The organism is Methylobacterium sp. WL103 (genome assembly GCF_008039885.1).
GTDB classification, from domain to species: Bacteria; Pseudomonadota; Alphaproteobacteria; order Rhizobiales; family Beijerinckiaceae; genus Methylobacterium; species Methylobacterium cerastii.
In genome coordinates this window covers 1-4,943 of record NZ_VRUX01000320.1, presented here as the reverse complement: position 1 = coordinate 4,943, position 4,943 = coordinate 1, and the positions used below count along the sequence as shown (strand labels likewise).

4 protein-coding genes are annotated in these 4,943 nt (G+C 69.8%); 1 reads left to right on the top strand and 3 read right to left on the bottom strand.

What is annotated here, in order from left to right; all coding sequences use genetic code 11:
• From FV222_RS17335 to FV222_RS17325, 3 genes are all read right to left on the bottom strand, one after another.
• Positions 1-1,770: L,D-transpeptidase family protein (locus tag FV222_RS17335; protein WP_246685518.1), on the bottom strand; the 1,770-nt coding region annotated here is incomplete at its 3' end.
• A 237-nt stretch (positions 1,771-2,007) separates the two neighbouring features.
• On the bottom strand, positions 2,008-2,736 hold the full coding sequence (gene phbB, locus FV222_RS17330) for an acetoacetyl-CoA reductase (protein ID WP_147765261.1): 729 nt from the start codon (positions 2,734-2,736) through the stop codon (positions 2,008-2,010).
• A gap of 186 nt (positions 2,737-2,922) precedes the next feature.
• Positions 2,923-4,104 (bottom strand): acetyl-CoA C-acetyltransferase, encoded by a 1,182-nt coding sequence (locus tag FV222_RS17325; protein ID WP_147754192.1) that lies wholly within the window; start codon positions 4,102-4,104, stop codon positions 2,923-2,925.
• Between the two features lie 315 nt (positions 4,105-4,419).
• Here FV222_RS17325 and phaR point away from each other — a divergent pair.
• Positions 4,420-4,943 (top strand): polyhydroxyalkanoate synthesis repressor PhaR (gene phaR, locus FV222_RS17320; protein WP_147754191.1); only part of this gene is annotated, 524 nt, incomplete at its 3' end.

Sequence of the window (4,943 nt, the reverse complement as noted above, 5' to 3'; positions counted from 1 at the left end):
GCGCGGCACGGCGGAGTGGCGCGGCTTGGGCGGCGCCGGCACGGAGACGGCCTCCGCCGTCCTGCGGGTCGGCTCGGACGGGCGGACCGCCGGGGGGGATACCCTGGCCATCGCGCCGCCGCCCCCGAGGCCGAGGGCCGCGCGCATCGGCGCATCGTAGCCGTAGAGGTCGGGCAGCGTGCGGTAGCTGCCGCCGTCGTCGACGGTGGCGGTGAAGTAGGCGAGGTGCACCGGCAGCTTGTGCTCCAGGCGGATGGTGCGCTCGCCTTTGCCGACGAGCTTCTTCAGGCGCTCCTCGGTCCAGTTCGGCAGCACCACGTCGGCGAAGCGGAACGGGTCGTCGACGCGGATGCAGCCGTGGCTGAGCGCCCGCTCCGAGCGCGAGAACAGCGAGCGGTTCGGCGTGTCGTGCAGGTACACGGCATGCTGGTTGGGAAACATGAACTTGATGAAGCCGAGCGCGTTCTTCTCGCCCGGCGGCTGGCGCAGCGAGACGTGGCCGCCGCGGCGCACGATCTCGTAGCCGCCCCAGGTGCTGCCGCCGTAGCTCGCGATCTTCGGCAGCATGGTCTTCAGGATCGAGGGCGGGACGTACCACGACGGGTTCACCACGGCGTATTCCATCAGCCCGGAGAACAGGGGCGTGCGCGAATCCGGCTTGCCGACGATGACGCGCGCCTCGTCGCGCTGGCGCCCGTCGCGGAACACCCGCAGGCGGAACTCGGGCACGTTGACCAGCACGTAGTCGGGCCCGAGATCGCTGCCGAGCCAGCGCCAGCGCTCCATGTTGACGATCAGGGCCGCGTCGTCGCCCACCGGCCGCACGATCCCGGCTTGTCCTGCCCCTGGCCCCGCGCCCTGCGCCAGCGCCACCACGGTCTGGACGTTGAGGACGCCGTTGCCGGGCAGCCCGCGGCTCCGCTGGAACCCGGCGATTGCGGCGGCGACGCCGGAATCGTACTCCTCCGCGTCGCCCGGGGGGGCGTCGAGGGTGCCCGCCTTCCGGCTTTCGAGATCGAAGTGGGCGCGCAGCAGCGGCACGCGCGCATCGCGCATGCCGACGCGCAGGGCCGGCCCGGGCGGAAGCCGCAAAGCGGCTGACGCGGGACGCGCGTCCTCCTTGACGGCCGGGGCGCGCGCCACCGAGAGGCGGTTCTTTAGGGCGAGGTAGCCGGGCGAATGCGGGTTGTAGGCCTGGAGCAGGTCGCCGGCGCTCCCACCGGCGCCGGCCAGGCTCGACAGCACCGTGTCGGCGGCCGGCAGGTCGAGGGTCGGGGTGATCAGCCGCGAGATCGCCGCGAGATTCAGCCGCCCGCCGCGTGCGTCGCGGGCATAGAGGACGGCGGCGGCCGAGAGTTTCAGGTCGGCCTCGGCGATGGCGGCGCGCACCTCGGCCTGGCCCTCGCCCGGAACGAGGCTGCGCAGCGACGGCAGCAGGTCGCGCATCACCGCGTCGGCCCGGAGCGTGCGGGTCGCGCCGAGCGCCTGCGCCTGCAGGTGCGCGCGGGGCGAGTCCTCGTGCAGCACGCAGAGGAACGGAACCTGCGCCGGGCCGAGGCGGTGCATGTACTTGTGCAGGCCGGACACCTGCTGCGAATGCGCGAGCGAGGCGTCGCCGACCACGGCGACCACCTGCGTCAGGTCGGGCGCGTTGCGGGCCTGGTAGGGATCCAGCAGGTCGACCACCAGCGGCTCGCCCAGCGGTCGGAGCTGCCCGGCGAGCCTCTGCCCACGATCGGGCTGATCGGTGAGGATCAGGATGGTCTTCATCGTTGTGATTCGCCGCCCGCGCTTCGCCCCGGTTGAAGCATCATGGGCACGAAACCTCACCAACGATTAAAGCAATCGCAGATGGAGCGAGCAAAAATTAGGCGCCGTGCATTGCTGAACAGGCGCGAAGAGGCGTCTTATAAGCCTAAAGGCCTCTGCGTCCGGCCGCCGCATCCGGCCGCGGCGACAGGTTCCGGGGCGGGGCGGGGGCGCCGGAGGGCACCCCCGCGCGGCCGCTCAGGCGATGTACTGGGCGCCGTTGATCGTCAGCGTCGAGCCGGTGATGAAGCCCGAATCCTCGGCCGCGAGGTACTCGACTGCGCGGGCGATCTCCTCGGCCTCGCCGAGGCGCCCGACGGGGATCGTCGAGATGATCTTGTTACGCACCTCCTCGGGCACCGCCATCACCATGTCGGTGGCGATGTAGCCCGGCGCGATCACGTTGACGGTGATGCCCTTGGCGGCGCTCTCCTGGGCCAGCGCCTTGGCGAAGCCGATCACGCCGGCCTTGGCGGCCGAGTAGTTGGCCTGGCCGATCTGGCCCTTCTGGCCGTTGATCGACGAGATCAGGATGATGCGCCCGAAGCCGCGGTTGCGCATGCCCTCGATCACCGGGCGGGTCACCGTAAAGGCCGAGTCGAGGTTGGTCTTGATGACCGCCTGCCACTTCTCGAAGCTCATCTTGTGGAACAGGCCGTCACGGGTGATGCCGGCGTTGTTCACCAGCACGTCGACCGAGCCGACCTCGGCCTCGACCGCCTTGATGCCGGCCTCGCAGGCGGAAAAGTCGCCGACGTCGAACTTGAACACCGGGATTCCGGTCTCGGCCTTGAAGGCCTGGGCCGCCTCGTCGTTGCCGCCGTAGTTGGCGGCGACCTTGTAGCCCTTGGCCGCAAGGCCCTTCGAGATCGCCGCACCGATGCCGCGGGTGCCGCCGGTGACGAGGGCGACGCGTTGCTGAGCCATGGTTTCCTCCGGTTTCTTGAACTGTTTTCTGGGCCGTGACCGGGTCGGCGCGACGGGGTCGCCGCCGGCCCGGGGATGATGCCGTCATGCCGCGTGCGGATGGCGTCCGCACGCGAAATGTTTTGCTTTGGGCCTAAAGACGGATTTTCGTCTCGGGGCTCAGGCCGCCCATGCGCGCGATGCCGCTTATGCGCGCTCGATGCACATGGCGACGCCCATGCCGCCGCCGATGCACAGGGTGGCGAGGCCCTTCTTGGCGTCGCGGCGCTTCATCTCGTGCAGCAGGGTGACGAGGACGCGGGCGCCGGATGCGCCGATCGGGTGGCCGATGGCGATGGCGCCGCCGTTCACGTTCACCTTGGCGTCGTCCCAGCCCATGTCCTTGTTCACGGCGAGCGCCTGGGCGGCGAAGGCCTCGTTGGCCTCGATCAGGTCGAGGTCGGCGGGCTTCCAGCCGGCCTTGTCGAGCGCCTTGCGCGAGGCCGGGATCGGGCCGGTGCCCATGATCTTGGGGTCGACGCCGGCGGTGGCCCAGGACTTGATCGTGGCGAGCGGGGTGATGCCGCGGCGCTCGGCCTCCGAGGCCGACATCAGCACGATCGCGGCCGCGCCGTCGTTGAGGCCCGACGCGTTGGCGGCCGTCACCGTGCCGTCCTTGGAGAAGGCGGGCTTCAGCTTGGCCATCGCCTCGACGGTGGCGCCGTCGCGGATGTACTCGTCGGTGTCGACCACCACGTCGCCCTTGCGGCCCGGGACGGTGACGGGGGCGATCTCCTCCTTGAAGCGCCCCTCCTTGCGGGCGGCCTCGGCCTTGTTCTGCGATGCCGTGGCGAACTGGTCCTGCTGCTCGCGGGTGAGCTGGAAGGCCTGGGCCACGTTCTCGGCGGTGGTGCCCATGTGGTAGCCGTTGAAGGCGTCCCAGAGCCCGTCCTTGATCATCGTGTCGACGAGCTTCACGTCGCCCATCTTCTGGCCGCCGCGCAGGTACTGCGCGTGGGGGCTGAGCGACATCGACTCCTGGCCGCCCGCGACGATGACCGTGGCGTCGCCGTTGGCGATCTGCTGCATGCCGATGGCGACGGTGCGCAGGCCCGATCCGCAGACCTGGTTGACGCCCCAGGCGGTGGCCTTCTCGGGAATGCCGGCGGCGATGGCGGCCTGGCGGGCCGGGTTCTGCCCGGCGCCGGCGGTCAGCACCTGGCCGAAGATCACCTCGTCCACGTCGTCGGGGGAGACGCCGGCGCGCTCGAGCGCGGCCTTGATCGCCACCTTGCCGAGCTCGTGCGCGGGCACCGTGTTGAACGCGCCGCCGAACGAACCAACCGCCGTGCGCGCCGCGCCGACGATGACGATGTCTTCACTTGCCATCTGAAACGTTCTCCTCGTGGTCGGCCGGCGCGTCTTCAAGGTCGCGCGCTCGCAAAAGGCCGTTCCTCCGGATGAAGGGCCTCGCTCGGTCGAAGTCAAGAAGGCTGGAGGGTGGGGCGTAACGCTTGCGGGGCGACTGCTCCATCGCGGTCGACGCTGTGGCCGGGGCGAATTAGCATTATTCCGCGGGAAAAGGCGCCAGATGGCTATTTTCGTCGCCGGCTGAAAGCCTTAAGGTCCGAGCAGGCGCGTGGGCGGCTCCCGGCGGCGGGGGCCCGGCCGTGGTCGTCGCGCGATCGGGGAGAGGCCGCAAAGATGGCGGACAGCGTCAAGGCACAACAGACCGTCATCAAGAAGTACGCCAACCGGCGCCTCTACCACACCGGCACCTCGACCTACGTCACCCTCGAGGACCTCTCGACGATGGTGCAGAACGGCGAGGACTTCGTCGTCTACGACGCGCGCACCAGCGACGACATCACCCGCTCGGTGCTGACGCAGATCATCTTCGAGCAGGAGAACAAGGCCGGCGCCGACAACCTGCTGCCGGTGGCGTTCCTGCGCCAGCTGATCCGCTTCTACGGCGACAGCATGCGCACGATGGTGCCGAGCTTCCTCGAATTCTCGATGGCCAACTTCGCGAAAGACCAGGACGGCCTGCGTGAAAAGTTCTCGACCGGCTTCAGCGGGGCGGGCTTCGGCTCCTCGGCGCTCCAGACCGCGATCGAGCAGCAGGTGCGGGCCAACATGGGCTTCTTCGGCGACGCCATGAAGATGTTCACCGGCTTCACCCCGCCCGGCGTGCCGAACGCCAACACCAATGCCGGCCAACCCAGCCC

Bases quoted from the DNA above. Each gene is read 5' to 3' on its own strand.
- phbB (WP_147765261.1), bottom strand. From the start codon at position 2,736: ATGGCTCAGCAACGCGTCGCCCTCGTCACCGGCGGCACCCGCGGCATC.
- FV222_RS17325 (WP_147754192.1), bottom strand. From the start codon at position 4,104: ATGGCAAGTGAAGACATCGTCATCGTCGGCGCGGCGCGCACGGCGGTT.